At 34.7% G+C, this 20060-nt stretch carries 23 protein-coding genes; 8 read left to right on the top strand and 15 right to left on the bottom strand.

Going from position 1 to position 20060, the window contains the following annotated elements; translation table 11 throughout:
- Positions 1-66 precede the first annotated feature (66 nt).
- The 8 genes from RLT85_RS13780 to RLT85_RS13815 form a co-directional block, all read right to left on the bottom strand.
- The gene (locus tag RLT85_RS13780) at positions 67-1320 is read right to left on the bottom strand and encodes an ATP-binding protein (protein ID WP_311402626.1); all 1254 of its coding nucleotides are present in this window, start codon (positions 1318-1320) and stop codon (positions 67-69) included.
- Between the two features lie 32 nt (positions 1321-1352).
- Complete coding sequence (locus tag RLT85_RS13785) at positions 1353-1475, bottom strand: tetratricopeptide repeat protein (protein WP_311402627.1); 123 nt, start codon at positions 1473-1475, stop codon at positions 1353-1355.
- Positions 1451-1846 carry a tetratricopeptide repeat protein gene (locus RLT85_RS13790; RefSeq protein ID WP_311402628.1) on the bottom strand — a complete coding sequence of 132 codons (396 nt, stop codon included), beginning with the start codon at positions 1844-1846 and terminating at the stop codon, positions 1451-1453. The genes RLT85_RS13785 and RLT85_RS13790 overlap by 25 nt, the downstream gene beginning before the upstream one ends.
- Before the next feature lie 179 nt (positions 1847-2025).
- Positions 2026-2889, bottom strand: a complete 864-nt coding sequence (locus RLT85_RS13795; protein WP_311402629.1) for a hydroxymethylglutaryl-CoA lyase — start codon at positions 2887-2889, stop codon at positions 2026-2028.
- 51 nt (positions 2890-2940) lie between these two features.
- Positions 2941-3279, bottom strand: a complete 339-nt coding sequence (locus RLT85_RS13800; protein WP_311402630.1) for a hypothetical protein — start codon at positions 3277-3279, stop codon at positions 2941-2943.
- Between the two features lie 99 nt (positions 3280-3378).
- Complete coding sequence (locus RLT85_RS13805; protein ID WP_311402631.1) at positions 3379-3687, bottom strand: hypothetical protein; 309 nt, start codon at positions 3685-3687, stop codon at positions 3379-3381.
- A 4-nt stretch (positions 3688-3691) separates the two neighbouring features.
- Positions 3692-4309: a LysE family translocator gene (locus RLT85_RS13810; protein WP_311402632.1), complete on the bottom strand. Its 618-nt coding sequence runs from the start codon at positions 4307-4309 to the stop codon at positions 3692-3694.
- 2 nt (positions 4310-4311) lie between these two features.
- Positions 4312-5331, bottom strand: a complete 1020-nt coding sequence (locus RLT85_RS13815) for a quinone-dependent dihydroorotate dehydrogenase (RefSeq protein ID WP_311402633.1) — start codon at positions 5329-5331, stop codon at positions 4312-4314.
- 108 nt (positions 5332-5439) lie between these two features.
- Between RLT85_RS13815 and pepT the strand changes: the two genes are divergently transcribed.
- A complete protein-coding gene (pepT, locus tag RLT85_RS13820; RefSeq protein WP_311402634.1) occupies positions 5440-6681 on the top strand; it encodes a peptidase T in 1242 nt (413 codons plus the stop codon).
- A gap of 221 nt (positions 6682-6902) precedes the next feature.
- Here the strand turns inward: pepT and yajC are convergent, their stop codons facing one another.
- The 4 genes from yajC to RLT85_RS13840 all read right to left on the bottom strand — a co-directional run bounded on the left by yajC (position 6903) and on the right by RLT85_RS13840 (position 9937).
- Positions 6903-7202: a preprotein translocase subunit YajC gene (yajC, locus tag RLT85_RS13825; RefSeq protein WP_311402635.1), complete on the bottom strand. Its 300-nt coding sequence runs from the start codon at positions 7200-7202 to the stop codon at positions 6903-6905.
- A gap of 5 nt (positions 7203-7207) precedes the next feature.
- Positions 7208-7738, bottom strand: a complete 531-nt coding sequence (locus tag RLT85_RS13830; protein ID WP_311402636.1) for a DUF1573 domain-containing protein — start codon at positions 7736-7738, stop codon at positions 7208-7210.
- Positions 7739-7803: 65 nt separating this feature from the next.
- On the bottom strand, positions 7804-8745 hold the full coding sequence (gene nusB, locus RLT85_RS13835) for a transcription antitermination factor NusB (RefSeq protein WP_311402637.1): 942 nt from the start codon (positions 8743-8745) through the stop codon (positions 7804-7806).
- Positions 8746-8833: 88 nt separating this feature from the next.
- Positions 8834-9937, bottom strand: coding sequence for a Glu/Leu/Phe/Val family dehydrogenase (locus tag RLT85_RS13840; protein ID WP_311402638.1), 1104 nt, complete (start codon positions 9935-9937; stop codon positions 8834-8836).
- A 123-nt stretch (positions 9938-10060) separates the two neighbouring features.
- On the opposite strand from RLT85_RS13840, the gene RLT85_RS13845 reads away from it, so the two are divergent.
- Both RLT85_RS13845 and RLT85_RS13850 read left to right on the top strand, forming a co-directional pair.
- Positions 10061-11818: an ABC transporter ATP-binding protein gene (locus RLT85_RS13845; protein WP_311402639.1), complete on the top strand. Its 1758-nt coding sequence runs from the start codon at positions 10061-10063 to the stop codon at positions 11816-11818.
- Between the two features lie 72 nt (positions 11819-11890).
- Positions 11891-12277: a PUR family DNA/RNA-binding protein gene (locus tag RLT85_RS13850; RefSeq protein ID WP_311402640.1), complete on the top strand. Its 387-nt coding sequence runs from the start codon at positions 11891-11893 to the stop codon at positions 12275-12277.
- Positions 12278-12330: 53 nt separating this feature from the next.
- Here RLT85_RS13850 and RLT85_RS13855 read toward each other — a convergent pair whose 3' ends face one another.
- Positions 12331-12666 (bottom strand): tRNA-binding protein, encoded by a 336-nt coding sequence (locus RLT85_RS13855; protein WP_311402641.1) that lies wholly within the window; start codon positions 12664-12666, stop codon positions 12331-12333.
- 151 nt (positions 12667-12817) lie between these two features.
- Between RLT85_RS13855 and RLT85_RS13860 the strand changes: the two genes are divergently transcribed.
- Entirely contained in the window at positions 12818-13372 is a 555-nt protein-coding gene (locus RLT85_RS13860; RefSeq protein ID WP_311402642.1) for a thioredoxin family protein, read from the top strand.
- Between the two features lie 73 nt (positions 13373-13445).
- Here RLT85_RS13860 and RLT85_RS13865 read toward each other — a convergent pair whose 3' ends face one another.
- Positions 13446-14375 (bottom strand): peptidylprolyl isomerase, encoded by a 930-nt coding sequence (locus RLT85_RS13865; protein ID WP_311402643.1) that lies wholly within the window; start codon positions 14373-14375, stop codon positions 13446-13448.
- A gap of 297 nt (positions 14376-14672) precedes the next feature.
- Positions 14673-16871: a DNA helicase RecQ gene (recQ, locus tag RLT85_RS13870; RefSeq protein WP_311402665.1), complete on the bottom strand. Its 2199-nt coding sequence runs from the start codon at positions 16869-16871 to the stop codon at positions 14673-14675.
- Positions 16872-16957: 86 nt separating this feature from the next.
- Here recQ and RLT85_RS13875 point away from each other — a divergent pair, with 86 nt between their 5' ends.
- From RLT85_RS13875 to lptB, 4 genes are read left to right on the top strand one after another with little or no spacing between them, the layout of a single operon-like run.
- The gene (locus RLT85_RS13875) at positions 16958-17923 is read left to right on the top strand and encodes a KpsF/GutQ family sugar-phosphate isomerase (RefSeq protein WP_311402644.1); all 966 of its coding nucleotides are present in this window, start codon (positions 16958-16960) and stop codon (positions 17921-17923) included.
- A gap of 4 nt (positions 17924-17927) precedes the next feature.
- Positions 17928-18764, top strand: a complete 837-nt coding sequence (gene tatC, locus RLT85_RS13880; RefSeq protein WP_311402645.1) for a twin-arginine translocase subunit TatC — start codon at positions 17928-17930, stop codon at positions 18762-18764.
- Between the two features lie 3 nt (positions 18765-18767).
- Entirely contained in the window at positions 18768-19121 is a 354-nt protein-coding gene (locus RLT85_RS13885; protein WP_311402666.1) for a carboxymuconolactone decarboxylase family protein, read from the top strand.
- Positions 19122-19135: 14 nt separating this feature from the next.
- Positions 19136-19876 (top strand): LPS export ABC transporter ATP-binding protein, encoded by a 741-nt coding sequence (lptB, locus tag RLT85_RS13890; protein ID WP_311402646.1) that lies wholly within the window; start codon positions 19136-19138, stop codon positions 19874-19876.
- The last annotated feature ends 184 nt before the right edge of the window (positions 19877-20060 follow it).

A 20060-nucleotide genomic window follows, 5' to 3' on the forward strand; every position in this document is an offset into this window, starting at 1 on the left:
TTGAAAAACCATCCGTTTTTCAAACTTTTCCTGTACTACAACCCGAGGCAAGCCTCGGGGAATTCTTTAGATTAAAAACAAGCCTAAGCCAGTTCCAAATTCGCCATCTGTTCCTTTTAAAGAAGTGATTGATGAGTTATTTTCTGAAAAAAATTTATCTAATTGATCTTTAGAAATAGGCGTTCCTTCATTAAAAATATGTATTTCGATATGCTCAGGCTTAGTTTGATAAGATATCTTTATACTTTTCTCTTTGGGAGTATATTTTAATGCATTTGATAATAAATTATGTAAAATCACATGCAGCTGCACCTTATCTACTTGAATGCGTAAAGAATCTTTATGTTTGTTATGTGTGATATGCACTCGTTTTGTCCGACTTGAAATTCTATACACGTTTAAAATTTCTGTCATTTCTGCAATCACATCCACTTCCGTAAAGTTAACTTTCGTACCATTGAGTTGAGTACTTGCCCAGATTAAAAGATTATTTAACATTCTAGAGCTATTATCTAATTGTGCCCGTACCTCGCTATATACTTCTTGTTTTTCTTCTTCTGAAAAAGCATTCTGCAAAAGCAAATCCATAATTTGAGTAAGAGAAGCAATAGGAGATCTTAAATCATGAGAAACAATAGAAAAAAGCTTGTTTTTACCTTTGTCTATTTTAGTTAGTTGTAGATTTTTTTCTGCTAAAATCAGGTTGAGCTGATCCTTCTCTATAATTATTTTTCTAAATTTTGAAACAAAAAATAAAGTGATGAGAAGCACTATAACAATTAAGAAAATTAGAATTTGATTAAAAAGAAGATTATTTTCTGCAATTTGATTCTTACTGATTAGAGCTGAATTCTCTGCTTCTTGTATGTCTAATTGCATCAAAGCGATAATCTCTGCCTGCTCTATGTTAAATAATGTATCTTTTAAATTAGCATTTTCTTCTTGGTATTTGTTAGCTTCTTGATAGTTGCCCTGCAACTTATAAATTTTAGACAGCAATTCGGTGCTTCTTTCCTTTTCCCAAAAAGCATCCATTTTGTTCGCTAATTCATAAGATTTTTCTGCATTCTCTAAGGCTTCATCTAATTTACTGTTTTTAAGGTGTACTTCCGCTAGGCCTAAATAAGCAAAAGTTAATTCCCACAAATCGCCTTTGGCTTTTTCTATTACCGTTGTATATTCTTTTTGCGCTTCTGCAAATCTATTTCTTAAATAATGCATTTGAGCAATTCTATTTCTAGACGCCAATTGTATGCCTTTTGCACTAGAAGATAATCTGTTTTCAAATGATTTATTAAAGTAATATTCCGCTTTATCCAATTGGTTGAGGTCTAAATACGATATACCTAAATTTAAATAGGCGAAGAAGGTTCTTTGTCATAGATTTCTATGCGTTTTTCAAAATACCGAATTGCTTGTGTATGCCTTCCTACCCCTTGCTGAATTAAGCCTAGCGAAAGATAAGTAAGTCCCATATTTTTTTATGGTTTATGGCTTTACTTACTTCTAAGGATTTAGTGTATTCCGCTACCGCTTTACCATAATCTCCTTGAATGTAAAATATGTACCCTTTCTTAAGATAATATTCCGTTAGTAGAGAATCATTGGGCTGTTTCTTTAAAAGCTTTTCTCCCGCTTCCAGATATTCCAATCCTTTTTGAGGATTTTGTCGGTAGATTTCATTACTTAAAGTAAGATAACCTCTAGGAGTCTTTTTATCTTGAACTTGGAAAGGTGCTAAAGATTTGCCTTTTACTACAAGTGTCGTAAAGTTTTTGGTGGTTACAACTTCAGAAGTAAAAATGTGTATCTCTTTAGCCCAAGTAGTTGTTTTACTGAGTGCCAAAGAAAAAATTATTAAAAATAGAAATAGTTTTATCCATTACACAACTTATCTTAACTAGATAAGAATCCTTCCGATTTATAAAAATACTATTATTTTTTTATTTACTAAGCTAGGACAGCTCTTAGGATTTAAAGAGCGAATGCGCTACAACTATATAACGTAATTTCTTCAAATAAGGATTAGTGATACTGATTAAAAATTTTGGAAGACTCATTGTAGGAAGATTCAAAGCTAGCCATTTTTACATTGGCATCTGCTTTTGCCGCATTAAAATAACTCAGCATTTTCTCTGTAGGCATATTCCCTGTAAGTTCATCTTTGGCCATAGGACAACCCCCAAAACCTTGTATTGCGCCGTCAAATCTTCTACAACCCGCTTTATAGGCTGCATCAATCTTCTCGTGCCAAGAGGTTGGAGTGGTATGTAAATGAGCTCCAAATTCTATGTTAGGATAAGCTGGAATTAAATTAGAGAAAAGATATTCGATGGTTTCTGCATCTGAAGTTCCTACCGTATCCGACAAGGATAAAATATTCACTCCCATCGCCGACAAACGCTCGGTCCATTCTCCTACAATCTCCACACTCCAAGGATCCCCATAAGGGTTTCCAAAGCCCATAGATAAATAAGCTACTACTTTCTTATCATGCGCATGGGCGAGGTTTAAAATCTCTTGCAGGGTATCTACAGATTGCTCTATGGTTTTATGTGTATTTCGCATTTGGAAATTTTCAGAAATAGAAAAAGGATAACCTAAATAATCTATTTCTGGATGTTGAACCGCATCCTGAGCGCCACGAACATTAGCCACAATTGCCAATAATTTGCTAGAAGTTTTAGACAAGTCTAAACCTGCCAAAACCTCTTTGGTATCTACCATCTGCGGAATCGCTTTGGGAGAAACAAAACTCCCAAAATCTATGGTGTCAAAACCACAACGCAGTAAAGATTGTATGTACTTTATTTTCTCTGTAGTAGGAATAAAATCTTTAATTCCTTGCATCGCATCCCGGGGACATTCAATAAGCTTGATCTTGTTCATAGCCCAAAGATACTCATTAGGTTTAAAATATCTAAACAAAGTCTAATTGTCTCAAAAAAAATTAAAGAGTACTTTTCCTAAGTATTCAAACCAAATGACGTAGCCAAGTATTCCACCTAATAAACCTGATAAGATAAAAGTAAACCTAAGTTTTAATGGAATTACTTTAAAAATAATATATATCGTTATAAAAAAACCGATTACTGCGGTTATGATGGAAATTGACCAGTCATTAAGGTCTAAAAATCTTGATATATAGATTTCATCTCCAAGAACTTCATTCCCTGTCATTTTTTTTATGATACCCGTAGAAATATTAAATACTTGTCTTAAACTAAATAATGCCAGCATTATCCCTAACCAATCTAAGGATGTTAATTTTGCTCTCATATAAGATTTTCTATAAAAAATTATAATTAAGCCTAGAAAACTTGTCAAGAAAGTCTGTGCTGGATCGCCTATGAATATATATAAAGAATGTCTTTCATTTCAATTGAACTTTGTTTCTATATGAGCAATAACTTTATCAAACTGCTCTTGTATATCTAGATTTAAGTCTTCGTAATTTTGACCAATATATTTTTCATTCAGTTGGTTAAGCTTTTTCACATCGATATCCTCTTTATACCCATTTGGGTAATAATTCATACTTCCGTAAGAAAGCTCTGTTTCATAGTCAAGATATTTAGCAACGGCAATATGACCAAATTCATGGCTTAGAGCTCCTATTGCTGTAAAGAGAATAAATACAATTATAAATCTTACAAAAAGATTCTTGTAAAAGTTAAAAGTAATCATTCTACTAAAATAGAATAAACATCGCAATCCCTACAAAGACCATTATTTGTAGCCATTTTAAAAAATTTCCCGCATTTTTATAGCGTTCAATATAAACTTTTAAAGACGCTGAGAGCATCGCAATACTAGAGAAAACAAGAAAAGATACCAAGATAAAAACAGCTCCTAGAATAATGAATTGATAGGTGGTTGGTATAGAATCACTAAACAAAAAACCAGGAAACAAAGCCAAAAAAAATAAAGATACTTTCGGATTCAACACATTCATCACAAAGCCTTGCTGAAACAATTGAAAGGTGGTTTTAGGCGAAGCTTCCGCAGCATTTAAATCTATTTCTGCAGGAGATTGATACACTTTAAAAGCCAAATACAATAAGTAACCAGCGCCAAATAACTTTAAGGCAGTAAATAAGATTTCATTATTCATAATGAGTAAAGAAACGCCAAAGGCAACTAAAGAGGTATGTATTAAACACCCAGTCATTAATCCCAATACCGTTGCGAGTCCGTATTTTTTTCCGAAGCGCAGACTTTGTACGAGCACAAAAATATTATCGGGTCCTGGGGAGATCGCCAATGCAAAAACCGCAAACACAAATGAAAGGAGAATTTCTAGATTCAAGCTTAAGATTTCAAAATCGCTTCATTAATTTCTTTAATCAATTTTGGGCCTTCATACACAAAACCGGTATATAACTGTACCAAACTAGCGCCTGCCTCCAATTTTTCCAGCGCATCTTTGGCCGAATGTATTCCGCCTACACCAATGATAGGAAATGAGCGCTTACTTTTATCGGCTAAAAACCGAATCACTTCGGTAGAGCGCGAGGTTAATGGTTTTCCACTTAAACCTCCCATTTCCTCTTTGTTTTCAGAAGTTAAACCTTCTCTAGAAATGGTGGTATTGGTCGCAATTACCCCAGCAATTTTGGTTTCGTTTACAATTTCAATAATATCCAATAACTGGCTCTCGGTTAAATCTGGCGCAATTTTAAGCAGAATAGGTTTACTTTTATTTTTTTCCGCGTTAAGCGTTTGTAAGGTATGCAACAAATGCTTCAAGGGTTCTCTATCCTGTAAAGCCCTTAAATTGGGTGTATTGGGGGAACTTACATTCACTACAAAATAATCTACGTAAGGGAAAAGTGCTTCAAAGCAAATTTTATAATCCTCTACAGCATTCTCATTAGGAGTCACTTTATTTTTCCCAATATTACCGCCAATCAATACCTGTCCGTTATTTTCTTTAAGCCGTTTTACGGCAGCTTCTACCCCTTCATTATTAAAACCCATACGATTAATGATGGCAGCATCTTCTTGTAGCCTAAACAATCTCTTTTTAGGATTTCCATCTTGAGGCTTTGGTGTTACAGTGCCTATTTCAATAAAACCAAAGCCTAACTGATCTAATTCTTTATAAAGTATAGCATTTTTATCAAAACCCGCTGCCAATCCTACAGGGTTTTTAAATTTAAGCCCAAAGACTTCTCGTTCTAATCTTTTATCATTCACCGCAAATCTTTTCGCTAAAGCGGAAGAAACTAAGGGTAGCTTTAAAGCATTTTTCAAAACAGAGAATGTAAAGTAATGAACCTTTTCTGGGTCAAACTTAAATAAAATAGGACGAATAAGAGAAGTGTACATCTTAGGCTAGTTTTCACAAAAATACTTTAAATTAAAAAACTTAAAAGCATATTCTTAAAAGTCTTTGTACTCCCCCTAGTATTATTTATTTTTACAAAAAAGAAATCTATGATAGAAAAACAACATATTATAAATCGGTTTGTAAGTTACGCGACTATAGACACCGAAAGTGATCCAGAAAGCAATACTACACCAAGTACCAATAAACAATGGGATTTGGCAAAAGAATTGACCAAAGAACTTAAAGCGATTGGGATGAGCAACGTCACTATAGACGATAATGCTTATGTGATGGCCACGCTTCCTAGCAATGTAGACCACGAGGTACCCGCTATTGGCTTTGTATCACACTTTGATACTTCTCCAGATTTTACGGGAGCCAATGTGAAACCCCAAATTATAGAAAATTACGATGGAAAAGATATAGTTTTAAATAAAGAAGACAACATTATTCTTTCTCCAGATTACTTTGAAGATCTGCTTCAGTATAAAGGTCAAACTTTAATCACGACAGACGGAAATACACTTCTAGGAGCCGATGATAAAGCTGGAATCACCGAAATCATGTCTGCGATGGAGTATTTGCTTCAGCATCCAGAAATTAAACACGGTACTATAAAAGTATGCTTTACGCCAGATGAAGAGATTGGTCGCGGCGCGCACAAATTTGATATAAAAGAATTTGGTGCAGAATGGGCGTACACTATGGATGGTAGCCAGATTGGAGAGTTAGAGTACGAAAACTTTAATGCAGCTGGGGCCAAAATAAAGGTAAAAGGAAAAATTGTGCATCCGGGTTATGCTAAAGGCAAGATGGTGAACAGCATGTATATCGCTCAAGATTTCATCAACTCCTTGCCGCGTTTAGAAACTCCAGAACATACGGAAGGAACTCAAGGCTTTTTCCATCTAACTCAGATTAACGGAAAAGTAGAAGAAACCAATCTAAATTACATCATTAGAGATCACGATAAGACTCATTTTGAGGCTCGCAAACAAATGATGTTAGACTTGGTAGATGAAATCAATGCCCAACACGACAAAGAAGTGATTGAAATTGAAATTAAAGATCAATATTTTAATATGCGCGAAAAGGTAGAACCCGTAATCCATATTGTAGATATTGCCGAAGAAGCGATGAAACAAATAGGCATCAAACCATTAATCAAACCCATTAGAGGAGGAACAGACGGTTCGCAACTTTCCTTTATGGGTCTCCCCTGCCCCAACATATTTGCAGGTGGTCATAATTTTCATGGTCGTTACGAGTATGTTCCCGTAGAAAGCATGATCAAAGCAACCGAAGTGATTGTAAAAATTGCCGAACTTACCGCAAAAAAATATGCTTAATATTTGGGCGGCACACAGGCTTTCCGCTTGTAGTTGTCCTTTTAAAAAATAAAAAACCTGTCGTCAAAAGAGCTTCTAAAGTCGCTTTTTGGCTTCGGGTTTTTTTTATTTTTTAGCAGTCCAAGCTACCACTTCAATCCTTGCCGCAAAAACCTTAAAGCAAAAAAAAAGGATTCCAAAAATGGAATCCTTTTTTAATTAGTTATAATTTTATTTTTAAATTACTTCTCCTTTTTTTCTACGGGAGGTTTATTCAACTGCTGACTTAATTCCATCGAGATTGAAGTTTTATCAAAAGTTATTTTTCCTGCGCCAGTTTCAATGATTACGGTATTTAGTTTTTCACTAAAATCAATAATCTTTCCGTGCATTCCACTTTTAGTAATTACTTTATCTCCTTTCTTTAATTCTTCAGCAAATTTTTTCTCGTTTTTTTGTCGCTTTTGCTGCGGTCTAATCATAAAAAAATAAAATATAATGATGATCGCAATAAAAGGTAAAAAACTAGTGATATTTTCCATAAAGCTTAGTCGTGATTATGTCCTTCGTGACCTGGCTGAGTAGATGTCTTTCTCACTTTATTTACTGGATTTCCAGTTTTAGCTCCTCCTGCCTTTGGAGTCACAAAAGATTTAATTTTAATCATTTCTTGACCAGACTCTGTATTAGCAGTAATTCTAATGGTTTTCATTTGGTTGTTAGGCTTCCCGTTAGAGTTAAACTTCACTACCATCTCTCCTTTTTCTCCTGGAGCGATAGGCTCTTTAGACCAAGTAGGCACGGTACAACCACAACTACCTTTTGCATTAGAAACAACTAATGGTGAATCTCCAGTGTTCTCAAACATAAATGTATGTTCTACCACATCTCCTTCATTAATAGTTCCAAAATCATGCATTTCATTATCAAACTTCATAACTGGTGCTCCAGTTGAGTTAGCGTCACGTTCTGCAACCTCTTTTTGATTTTCTTCATTTACTTTATCTGCTGCATTATCTTTACAAGAAGTAAATACCATTGCTGCAACAGCTGCTAGCATTAAAAATCCTTTTTTCATTTTAACTAAGTTTAATTGTTTGTAATTGATTTTTTCAAGGGCTAAAAGTAACAAAAATTCATGGATTACATTAGACCCCGACCAATTTTATTAATTTTTTCATCCTTTTTGTATTCTTTAGATAATTTATCCAAAATTCCGTTTATAAAGATACTACTTTTAGGAGTGCTATATTCTTTGGCAATCTCTAAATACTCATTAATAGTTACTTTAACTGGAATGGATGGAAACTTCATAAACTCACAAATCGCCATTTTTAGCAAAATGCTATCAATACCTGCAATTCTATCTTTATCCCAATTAGGAGTTTTCTCCTGAATGTCGTCAATATAAGTCTCTTGATTCAGCAATGTTTTTCTAAACAGGTCTACAGCAAATTCCTCATCTTCTTTATTCTTAAAAAGTTTAGGGATTTTTAACTCTAGTTGATCGTCTTTTTCTTTTTTTAAGAACTTAAGTATACTCGTATTTACAATGGGCAAATCATCCAACCAAGTCAATTTTTTGTCTTCTAGGTAATCGTAAAGTTTATCGTTGGGAGCAATAATTTCTTTAAAGATTTTAATCACAAATTCTTTATCTTCTTGAAAAGAGGAATCTTCAGAAGCCAAATAATTTTGATATATTTCACTTTGTCTTACTTCTTCCCAAATGATATTTACGTATTCATCATCTTGATGCCAGTTAATAAGTCTCTTATCTTCCAACAATTCGTTAAGCGTTTCACTATCTGCAATTTTTAGAAGTAGACTATTTTCTATAAATTTTAAATTAGGATTTTTGTCTTCACTAGTGGCAAGATGTTTCTTTTGAGATTTCTCTATGTAATCTTGAGCTTTATTTTTTACCTGAACCATTAAATCTAGATTCAGTAAAAATAAATCATACATTTCCCGCATACTTTTCTGAAGAAATTTTTGCTCCACGATTAAGTTATCGTTAGCAGATTGCGTAAAGGCATACATAGATTGCATTACTTTTACTCGAATATGTCTTCTTGTTAACATAGTATAAATTAAAGAACTTAAATTAAAAAAAGGGCGAAATAGTGATTTCGCCCTGCAAAAATAGAATTATTTTAGGTTTTTCTAAGCCTTACTGCTTATTTTCTGCTTTTCTTTTTTCAATCCTATCCTGAGCTACTTTTAAAGCAGATTGATGGGTAGTGATTTGGTTTGTTTTTGCAGAATTTAATATCTCTAAAGTAGTATGATAAATATTCTCAGTTTGACGCATAGTTTCCTGCTTATCGTAACCTTCCAATTCACCATAAACATTAATAATACCTCCCGCATTAATCAAAAAATCTGGCGCATAAACAATCCCTTTTTCTTGTAACATTCTTCCGTGGATTACTTCATCTGCCAATTGATTATTAGCCGCACCTGCAATAATATCTACCTTAAGTTTTTGAATGGTTTCATCATTGATAGTCGCTCCTAATGCACAAGGCGAATAAATATCTACATCTGCCGTATACAAATCATCACCGCTATAGATCACAGCACCGTATTGATCTCTTATTTGCTCTAAACGCTCTTGGTTAATGTCTGCAATAATCACTTTTCCTCCTTCATCTGTCACGTGTTTTAATACGGTTTCTCCCACGTGTCCTATTCCTTGAATCAAGACTTTTTTACCTTCTAAAGAATCGTTGCCATATTTGAATTTAGCCGCAGCTTTCATTCCCATATAAACTCCGTACCCTGTAATGGGAGAAGGATTTCCAGATCCTCCTAGATGTTCAGAAATTCCCGTTACGTGTTTGGTTACTTCTCTAACCGTATCCATATCTGCAGTATCCATTCCTACATCTTCTGCAGTAATATATTTACCGCCAAGAGATTCTACAAATTCTCCAAACTTTCGCATTAATTCTGGAGTTTTTTGAGTCTTTGCATCGCCAATAATTACCGCTTTTCCTCCACCAAGGTTTAAACCAGTAACGGCACTTTTAAAAGTCATTCCACGTGATAATCGTAACACATCATTTAAGGCTTCCCATTCAGTAGCATAATTCCACATTCGGGTTCCTCCTAAGGCAGGACCTAAAGTTGTATCATGTATTCCTATTATTGCTTTTAATCCTGTATCTTTGTCGTTGCAAAAAACAACTTGTTCATGTTCATCGAAAGAAAGTTGTCCAAAAACAGGAGCTACTTTTTTTAAATCATTTGCTTTTAAAATCTCAGCATTCATAGGTAAAACTTTTTTTAAGTGTTTCTAAATAGTGAAATGCAAAAGTAATCATTGTTTAGAGATATATCGAGCCATTTGAGGGATAAAATGGATGATGACATTAAATATTCACAATTTTAGTTTATGAAAGAACTTCAGCATATCAACAAATACTTCGCTAAATATAGAGGCCGACTTTTACTAGGGGTCATTATAACCATTGCAGCTCGTATTTTTGCCTTGTATGTTCCACAATTTATAGGAGATTCTACCCATGTAATTGAGCAATACATCAATAATGAGGTGACCGATGCTGCTTATGTCAAATCCACTTTGGTAGACAACATAATCATTATTTTAGGCGCTACCTTTATATCTGCTTTTCTTACCTTTTTAATGCGTCAAACCTTTATTGTGGTTTCTAGACATATAGAATTTGATTTAAAGAATGAAGTGTATCAGCAATATCAAGCACTTTCTTTAAATTTTTATAAGAAAAATAGAACAGGAGATTTGATGAACCGTATAAGTGATGATGTCTCTAAAGTAAGAATGTATACAGGACCAGCCTTAATGTACAGCGTTACTACCGTAACCTTATTTGTGGTGGTGCTTGCTTATATGATTAATACCGCTCCTATGCTCACTTTATATACAGTAGCACCTTTGCCATTTTTATCGTTCGCAATTTATAAATTGAGTAGATTAATTAATAAAAAGAGTACGATTGTTCAACAATATCTTTCCAAATTAAATACCTATACGCAAGAGAGCTTTAGCGGGATTAGTGTCATTAAATCTTACGGATTAGAACAACAAATCAATAAAGAGTTTGTAGAACTTTCTAACACCAACAAAGAAAAAAACATTGATTTGGTAAAAGTGCAGGCGTTTTTCTTTCCGCTTATGGTTTTGCTAATTGGCGTGAGTAATGTTTTGGTGATTTACATTGGCGGAAGACAAGTGATTACGGGCGAAATAGATAACTTTGGGATTATTGTAGAGTTCTTATTATATGTGAATATGCTTACTTGGCCTGTAGCTACTGTAGGTTGGGTTGCCGATATGGTGCAACGTGCAGAAGCTTCTCAAAAAAGAATCAATGAATTTTTAAGCGAAGAGCCAGAAATAAAAAATCATTCTTCTAAAAAAATTGCTATTCACGGAGATATAGAATTTAAGAACATTACTTTTACCTATGAAGATACGGGTATTACCGCGTTAAAAAATGTGTCTTTCAACATTCATCCAGGAGAAACTCTCGCAATTATTGGGAAAACAGGTTCTGGTAAATCTACCATTTTAGAACTCATAAGCAGATTGTACGACGTGCAAAAAGGAGAACTATTAATTGATGATAAAGAAATTAAAACGCTTCCTCTACATAGTTTACGTAAAGCGATTGGTTATGTCCCACAAGATGCTTTCCTATTCAGTGACTCTATAAAAAGCAACATTAAATTTGGTAAAAATGATGCTTCGGAAGAAGAAGTAATCCAAGCTGCCAAAAATGCTGCAGTGCACGAAAATATCATAGGCTTTTCTAAAGGCTATGACACGATATTAGGCGAAAGAGGTATCACCCTTTCTGGCGGACAAAAACAGCGAGTTTCTATTGCCAGAGCGATTATTCAAAATCCACAAATATTATTGTTTGACGATTGTCTCTCTGCCGTAGATACCGAAACGGAGGAAGAAATATTAAATAATCTACATAGTATTTCTAGCCAAAAAACCACTGTAATTGTAAGCCACCGTATTTCTTCTGCTAAGAACGCAGATAAAATAATTGTTTTAGAAAATGGCGAAATTCTACAACAAGGTACTCACAGTCAGCTTATAACATTAGATGGATATTACAAAGAACTTTATTTAAAACAACTAAGCGAAAAAGAAAATTGATTTTTCTTGCTATGTGTTAATTTTTTTAAGATTTTTGACAGCAACTAAAATTAAACACTAATATTTTTCACTATGAGCGAAAATGAAACGATGCAGAAAGAAGAAATATTTTCTAAAGTTTTAAGAGCTGGAAGACGTACCTATTTCTTTGATGTAAGAGCTACAAAGGCTGATGATTATTATTTAACCATTACAGAAAGCAAAAAGTTTACGAACGACGACGGTTCATTCTTCTACAAAAAACACAAAATTTACTTGTATAAAGAAGATTTTGAAGGATTTGAAGCAACTTTAAGAGAGATGACCCACTTCATAATTAATGAAAAAGGCGAAGAAGTAATTAGTGAAAGACATCAAAAAGACTTTAAAAAAGAATACGATACAGATGAGAATAAGAAAACTACGTCTAGCGAAACCTCAACAGGAGATTTTACAGATGTAAGTTTTGACGATATTTAAGAAGCTTTATAATTTACAAAAACCGTTCTCCAATAAAGAACGGTTTTTTTTATTTAGCCAATTCTCAATCCATTCTCTACTTTAGCTTCGGGTTGAATAAGCGTTACTTCTCCTCCATCTACCGCTCCCAACATCAAACATTCACTCATAAAATTAGCGATTTGCTTTTTTGGGAAATTGATTACCGCAATGGTTTGTTTGCCTATTAAATCTTCTACGGCATAGCGTTTTGTAATTTGCGCTGATGTTTTTCTAATTCCAATCTTCGCTCCGAAATCAATTTTAAGTTGGTAAGCAGGTTTTCTTGCTTCTGGAAAGTTGTTTACTTCTATGATCGTACCTATGCGCATTTCAATTTTATCAAAATCGCTACAAGTTATTTCTTTCATCATTTTATTTTTTTGCATTAGGGATTGCAGCGGCATCTTTTTATCTCTTTTTTTGAGATAAAAAATACAGCGGAAAGCCCGACCTGCTTTTTTAAGCAGGGAATGCCCAAATCCTATTAATTTTCAGTAAATTTAAAATTAAAGAAAAGTTATGAAATTAGAATCATCTCAAGTGAAATTAGGAGAAAAAGCACCCGATTTCTCATTGTTGGATGCCAGCACAAACAACTTAATTAGTTTAGCCGATATACAAGGTGAAAGAGGAACGGTGGTAATGTTTATTTGCAATCACTGCCCATTTGTGAAACATGTGGTAGAAGAGATGGTTCGTTTGGCTAATGATTATCGTGTTTTAGGCTTTGGATTTGTAGCTATTTCTAGTAATGATGCCAAACAATATCCTGAAGATGGCTTGGAGCATATGTGGCTTTTTGATAGAAAACATCATTTTACTTTTCCTTATTTATATGATGAAAGTCAACGTGTAGCGAAGGCTTATAATGCGGTTTGCACGCCAGATTTTTATGTATATGACGCTGCTGCGGAATTGGTTTATCACGGACAGTTGGATGATTCTAGACCTCAAAATGGAATTGCCGTAAACGGAAGAAGTGTTCGGGAAGTTTTAGATGCGCTTTTTAACAGCAGACCCATACCGCAACTACAAAAGCCTAGCGTGGGTTGTAGTATGAAATGGAAAAAATAGAAGCCGTCTCAAAAAAATAGATTTGTATTCCTAAATTTTTGAGACAGCTTTTTAAATATAACTTCTTTGTTAATTAAGCTTTTACAAGCTCTACTTCAAAAACCAGAGTTGCATTTGGAGGAATTACTCCGCCAGCACCTTGCGCGCCGTATCCTAAATGAGAAGGAACTACAAAAGTAGCTTTGTCTCCTTGGTTTAATAACATTATTCCTTCATCCCAACCTGCGATAACATGCCCCATTCCTACAGGAAACTGAATAGGTTGGTTTCTTTTAAAAGAAGAATCAAAAACAGTTCCATCAGCCAACATTCCCTTGTAATGCACAGAAACTTCATTTCCTTTTTTAGGCTTTGAACCTTTACCTTCTTGTGTAATTTTATAATGTAAGCCGCTATCGGTTTTAGTCATTCCTTCGGTAAGGGATTTCATTTTATCCTCCTCTTTCTTTTTGGCCTCTGCTTCTCTTTCTGCCTTAGAAGAATTGAACTTTTCAAAAGCCGCTTTAGCATCAAAATTTTGAGCCTCTTCTCCTACTCTCTCTATCGTTAAAGTTTCAATTTTATCTCCTTGTTCAATCTTATCTACAATATCTTGACCTTCTATAACTTTTCCAAAGATGGTATGTTTTCCATCTAACCAAGGGGTTGCTACGTGTGTAATAAAAAACTGACTTCCGTTTGTGCCCGGTCCTGCATTAGCCATAGATAAAACTCCAGGTTCATCGTGCTTTAAATCTGGATGAATTTCATCTTCAAATTGGTAACCTGGTCCTCCAGTTCCTTTTCCTTTAGGATCACCTCCTTGCACCATAAAGTCTGCAATTACACGGTGAAATATAAGTCCGTCGTAATACGAGGTTCCTTCCGTTTTAGCGTCATTTTTTATTTTTCCTTCAGCAAGTCCTACAAAATTTCCAACCGTTCCTGGAGTTTTGTCGTGCGTTAACTTTACTAAAATATCTCCCTTATTGGTTGTAAACTTAGCGTATAATCCGTTTTCCATAATATTTGTTTTTTAAAGTTGCAAAGGTAAGTTGTTCTTGGGGCTTTTCCTAAAAAAAGAAATTGAGAAGGAAGTATGAGGAATGATTGAAATGCTAGAATAATCTGTATTAGGTTTTACAAGAAAGAAGTAAGCACAAGATGCTGAAACAAGCCCGCCCGAATGGCACGGGCGGCTTGTTTCAGCATGACAGGTTCCATCGAAGAATCGCATAACAATTGTCTTTCTGAAGAACAAAAAATGCTAAGTGACCAAATAAGATATGATCAACGTAGTGTACTATTAAAGTTTATGTTACTAATTTGCCACTTCACTCATAAATTTGATGCGGTACAAGCGAAGATCTTCATCTTCATAATCCCCATCAAACTCTTCCATAGCTTCTTCAATATTGTCGGTTTCGGCTTCTAAAAAATAATCGTGTAACTCTTCTTGTTGCTCCTCATCAAACAACTCGTCTACCCAATAAGAGATATTTAGTTTGGTTCCGCTATACACAATCGCTTCTACTTCTTTAATAAAATCTTTCATCTCCATTCCTTTGGAAGAAGCAATATCTGGTAAAGGCAACTTGCGGTCTACGTTTTGAATGATATACAGTTTAATAGCGCTATTTGCACCTGTAGATTTTACGATTAAATCATCTGGGCGTAAGATATCTTTCTCTTCTACGTACGCAGTGATGAGTTTTACAAATTCTTTCCCGAATTTTTTAGCTTTTCCATCTCCTACGCCGTGAATATTCCCTAACTCCTCTAAAGTAATAGGGTATTTGGTCGCCATATCTTCTAAGGAAGGATCTTGAAAAACCACATAAGGGGGAACTTCTTTCTTATGAGCAACCTTTTTTCTTAAATCTTTGAGCATTTTCATTAATCGCTCATCGGTTGCGCCACTAGTTTTGGCAGAGGAAACGTTCTTTGAGTCTCCTCCTTTATCGTAACTATGATCTTCTGTCATCATAAAAGAGACAGGTTTTTTGATATATTCTTTTCCTTTTGTGGTAATTTTTACCACGCCATAAGTTTCAATATCCTTCTTTAAAAATCCTGCTACCAATACTTGGCGAATCAATGCCATCCAAAATGCTGCGTTTTTATACTTTCCCTTTCCGAAAAGAGCAATCTCGTCTGTCTTATGCGACTTGATAAGTGCATTGGGTTTCCCGATAAGGGTATTGACCACATCTTTTGATTTATAAAGCTGGTTGGTAGTTTCAACCGTTTTTAATAACAACTCTACTTCATCTTGAGCCTCATTCTGTTTTTTAGGGTTTTGGACATTATCATCCATATCCACGCCATCTTCTTTTCCTCCATTAAATTCTTCTCCGAAGTAATGGAGAATAAATTTTCTTCTAGACATAGAAGTTTCGGCGTATGCCACCACTTCTTGCAGCAAAGCGTGTCCAATTTCCTGTTCGGCTACGGGTTTTCCACTCATAAACTTCTCGAGCTTCTCGATATCTTTATAAGCATAAAATGCCAAACAATGACCTTCTCCCCCGTCTCTACCGGCTCTTCCCGTTTCTTGGTAATAACTTTCTATACTTTTGGGTATATCGTGATGAATCACAAAACGCACATCGGGTTTATCGATTCCCATTCCAAAAGCGATGGTTGCCACTACAACATCTACATCTTCCATCAAGAACATATCTTGATGTTTAGCTCGGGTTTTCGCGTCTAAACCAGCATGGTAAGGTACTGCCGAAACCCCATTTACTTGTAAGGTTTGCGCAAGTTCTTCTACTTTTTTGCGGCTTAGACAGTATAGAATACCGCTTTTTCCTTCATTTTGTTTCACAAAACGAATAATATCTGCCCCTACATCTGCCGTTTTAGGTCTTACTTCGTAATAAAGATTGGGTCTATTAAAGGAAGCTTTGAAGGTATTAGCTTCAGAAATACCAAGGTTTTTGAGAATATCTTCTTGTACTTTGGGTGTAGCGGTTGCCGTTAGGGCAATCATAGGAATATCATCTCCTATTCGTTTAACAATGCTTCTTAGGTTTCTATATTCTGGCCTAAAATCGTGTCCCCACTCACTAATACAGTGTGCCTCATCTATAGCCAAGAAAGAAATTTTTTCTCCGCGTAAAAATTCTACATTCTCTTCTTTGGTAAGAGATTCTGGCGCAACGTATAGCAATTTTGTTATTCCGTTAGAAATATCTTTTTTAACCTGTTTAATTTCAGATTTATTTAAAGAGCTATTCAATACATGGGCTATTCCGTGTTCTGAAGAGATCCCGCGTATAGCGTCCACTTGATTCTTCATTAACGCAATTAAAGGAGAGACGACAATTGCAGTCCCTTCATTAATCAATGCCGGTAACTGATAACACAGAGATTTTCCTCCTCCTGTGGGCATAATAACAAAAGTGTGTTCTTTTGCTACAATACTCTTAATCACTTCTTCCTGTAATCCTTTAAATTGGCTAAAGCCAAAATATTTTTTTAATTCCTGATGTAAATCGATTTCTGACAAACTGATAATTTAATGTTACATTTTTACATACCTTTGTTGAAATAAAGATACGTTTTTCTTTAGTACCTACAAATTCAAATCTAAGATTTTAAATGCAAGCAGCCAACATACTTTCTGTCGCTAGGGATACTATTTCTAATGAAGCAAAAGCCGTTGAAAAACTTCAAGACTATTTAAATGATGAATTTGCACATGCAGTACAACACATCTATAACTCCAAAGGTAGGATAATTATTACAGGAATAGGCAAAAGTGCCATTATTGCTACCAAAATTGTTGCAACGTTGAATAGTACAGGCACTCCAGCTATCTTTATGCATGCAGCAGATGCCATTCACGGAGATTTAGGAACCATCTTAAAAGATGACACGGTAATTTGCATCTCTAAAAGTGGTAACACTCCAGAGATTAAAGTATTGGTGCCGTTAATTAAAAATTTTAAAAACACCTTAATAGGCATTACTGGGAATGTAGATTCTTTTTTAGGAAAGCATTCTGATTTTGTTTTAAACGCAGCCATAGAAAAAGAAGCTTGTCCCAATAATTTAGCTCCCACCACAAGTACTACGGTGCAATTGGTTTTGGGTGATGCCTTAGCAGTTTGCTTACTGCATTTAAGAGGTTTCTCTAGTAAAGACTTTGCAAAATACCACCCTGGCGGAGCTTTAGGAAAAAAATTATATTTACGTATTAGTGATATCACTTCAGAAAATCAAAAACCTCAAGTAAGTCCCCAAACGAGTATAGCCGATGTGATTGTAGAAATTTCTGAAAAAATGTTAGGGGTGACGGCGGTAATTGAAAATGAGAAAATTGTTGGGATTATTACCGATGGAGATATTCGTAGAATGTTATCTAAAACACAAAACTTCTCCCATTTAAAAGCCAAAGATATTATGGGATTTTCTCCAAAAATAATTTCTAATGACGCCATGGCGGTAGATGCTATGGACATCTTGGAGGAGAATGGAATTTCGCAATTAATTGCTATAAATGTAGATAATAAATATGCAGGTATTGTACATTTACACAACCTTATAAAAGAAGGAATTATTTAAGCCTATGGCCAAAAAGAAAGTTAAAAACCCTGATGAAATGTCCTTTTTAGATCATCTTGAAGATTTAAGATGGCATTTAATACGATCAACCTTGGCAATTGTTATTGTTGGAATCATTGCATTTATAAGTAAAGACATCATCTTCGGAATTCTTTTTGCCCCCAAAGATCCCAATTTTATTACGTATAGAATTTTATGTGACATTGCTTCTGCTATGGGAATGGATGAGAGTTTTTGCTTTAAAGAAATTCCTTTTAGAATACAAAGTAGACAAATGGCAGGACAGTTTAGTGCGCACATTTGGACTTCTATAACGGCTGGTTTTATTGTGGCATTTCCTTATATATTATATGAATTTTGGCGTTTTATATCGCCCGCACTACATCCCAATGAAAAATCAGCCTCTAAAGGCTTTATTTTTATTGCTTCCTTTTTATTCTTTTTAGGAGTCCTTTTTGGTTACTATATTATTTCTCCTCTATCAATAAATTTCTTAGGTTCCTATCAGGTAAGTGAAGAAGTATTTAACGATATTGATTTAAGTAGCTATTTTGGCTTGATTAGGGCATCTTCCCTCGCCTGTGGAGTAATCTTTGAGCTTCCTATAATTATGTATTTACTAACCAAAATTGGTTTAGTTACTCCAGAAGTTTTAAAGAAATATAGAAAATTTGCTATCGTCGGAATTTTAATTCTTTCAGCAATTATTACTCCTCCAGATGTTGCCAGCCAAATAATTGTAGCTATTCCTGTGATGATTTTATACGAGGTTAGTATTTATATCTCTGCTATAGTCATTAAAAATCAAGTAAAAAAAGAAAAATCTTTAGTTAAAAAATAATTTATAATGGATCAAGTAGAGGAATTTAATGCCTATCGGCAAATAATGAATGATAAGATTCTTGGAGAGAATAACAAAGTTCTTAAAAGAATTTTTAACTTAGATACCAATGCCTTTGCTGAAGGAGCCTTAGATGTAAAAACCAAAGAACTATTGGGTTTGGTAGCTTCCTTAGTATTGCGCTGTGATGATTGTGTAAAATATCATTTAGAATCTAGTTATAAAAGCGGTATGTCTAAAGACCAAATTATGGAAACCTTAAGCATTGGTACATTAATTGGTGGCACCATTGTGATTCCGCATTTAAGAAAAGCATACGATTATTGGGAAACACTAGAAACCAAAAATATTCAGTAAAAAACATAAGGAAAATGAAGCTACGAGCAGAGAATCTAATTAAAGCTTATAAAGGCCGAAAGGTGGTGAAGGGAATTTCTGTAGAGGTGAATCAAGGAGAAATTGTTGGTTTGTTGGGCCCTAATGGTGCGGGTAAAACGACTTCTTTTTATATGATTGTGGGACTCATTAAACCTAATGGGGGTAATATTTTCTTAGATAAAGCCAATATTACTAAATACCCTATGTACAAACGTGCTCAACACGGGATAGGATACTTAGCACAAGAAGCTTCTGTATTTAGGAAATTAAGTATAGAGGACAATATTATGAGTGTTCTTGAGCTTACCAAACTTTCTAAGAAAGAGCGGGTGGATAAAATGGAGAGCCTCATTGAAGAGTTTAGCCTAGGACATATTAGAACCAATAGAGGAGATTTACTTTCTGGAGGGGAGCGTCGTAGAACTGAAATTGCCCGAGCCTTAGCTACTGACCCCAAATTTATTTTATTAGATGAACCATTTGCAGGAGTAGATCCTGTAGCGGTAGAAGATATTCAACGCATTGTGGCGCAGTTAAAAAACAAAAATATAGGTATTCTTATCACAGACCATAACGTGCAGGAAACCTTGGCTATAACCGACAGAACGTATTTAATGTTTGAAGGAAATATCCTAAAACACGGTCAGCCAGAAGAGTTAGCTTCAGATGAGATGGTGAGAAAGGTATACCTAGGACAAAATTTTGAACTTCGGAAGAAAAAGATTTTCGATTAAATCGGAAAAGGTTTAGTTTAGTAAGGTTTTTAACTTTGTAATGAGCTATCATTCCGACGAAGGAAATTTTTCACTTGCATTTGAAATTTGACTTAAAACATTCGCCATTCTGAGCAAAACCCGACTAAGGAATCATACTCAAACAACTTGTCACCCTAAATTCATTTCAGGGTATCTTGCTAGG

The organism is Mesonia ostreae (assembly GCF_031845265.1).
Lineage (GTDB): Bacteria > Bacteroidota > Bacteroidia > Flavobacteriales > Flavobacteriaceae > Mesonia > Mesonia ostreae.

Excerpts from the sequence above, each read along its gene's own strand:
- tatC (WP_311402645.1), top strand. The coding sequence starts at position 17,928 with ATGGCCAAAAAGAAAGTTAAAAACCCTGATGAAATGTCCTTTTTAGAT.
- RLT85_RS13840 (WP_311402638.1), bottom strand. The coding sequence starts at position 9,937 with ATGAATGCTGAGATTTTAAAAGCAAATGATTTAAAAAAAGTAGCTCCT.
- RLT85_RS13805 (WP_311402631.1), bottom strand. The coding sequence starts at position 3,687 with ATGATTACTTTTAACTTTTACAAGAATCTTTTTGTAAGATTTATAATT.
- RLT85_RS13815 (WP_311402633.1), bottom strand. The coding sequence starts at position 5,331 with ATGTACACTTCTCTTATTCGTCCTATTTTATTTAAGTTTGACCCAGAA.
- RLT85_RS13830 (WP_311402636.1), bottom strand. The coding sequence starts at position 7,738 with ATGAAAAAAGGATTTTTAATGCTAGCAGCTGTTGCAGCAATGGTATTT.
- RLT85_RS13785 (WP_311402627.1), bottom strand. The coding sequence starts at position 1,475 with ATGGGACTTACTTATCTTTCGCTAGGCTTAATTCAGCAAGGGGTAGGA.
- RLT85_RS13795 (WP_311402629.1), bottom strand. The coding sequence starts at position 2,889 with ATGAACAAGATCAAGCTTATTGAATGTCCCCGGGATGCGATGCAAGGA.
- RLT85_RS13800 (WP_311402630.1), bottom strand. The coding sequence starts at position 3,279 with ATGAGAGCAAAATTAACATCCTTAGATTGGTTAGGGATAATGCTGGCA.
- pepT (WP_311402634.1), top strand. The coding sequence starts at position 5,440 with ATGATAGAAAAACAACATATTATAAATCGGTTTGTAAGTTACGCGACT.
- RLT85_RS13845 (WP_311402639.1), top strand. The coding sequence starts at position 10,061 with ATGAAAGAACTTCAGCATATCAACAAATACTTCGCTAAATATAGAGGC.
- nusB (WP_311402637.1), bottom strand. The coding sequence starts at position 8,745 with ATGTTAACAAGAAGACATATTCGAGTAAAAGTAATGCAATCTATGTAT.
- RLT85_RS13875 (WP_311402644.1), top strand. The coding sequence starts at position 16,958 with ATGCAAGCAGCCAACATACTTTCTGTCGCTAGGGATACTATTTCTAAT.
- RLT85_RS13865 (WP_311402643.1), bottom strand. The coding sequence starts at position 14,375 with ATGGAAAACGGATTATACGCTAAGTTTACAACCAATAAGGGAGATATT.
- RLT85_RS13860 (WP_311402642.1), top strand. The coding sequence starts at position 12,818 with ATGAAATTAGAATCATCTCAAGTGAAATTAGGAGAAAAAGCACCCGAT.
- lptB (WP_311402646.1), top strand. The coding sequence starts at position 19,136 with ATGAAGCTACGAGCAGAGAATCTAATTAAAGCTTATAAAGGCCGAAAG.
- RLT85_RS13855 (WP_311402641.1), bottom strand. The coding sequence starts at position 12,666 with ATGAAAGAAATAACTTGTAGCGATTTTGATAAAATTGAAATGCGCATA.
- RLT85_RS13850 (WP_311402640.1), top strand. The coding sequence starts at position 11,891 with ATGAGCGAAAATGAAACGATGCAGAAAGAAGAAATATTTTCTAAAGTT.
- yajC (WP_311402635.1), bottom strand. The coding sequence starts at position 7,202 with ATGGAAAATATCACTAGTTTTTTACCTTTTATTGCGATCATCATTATA.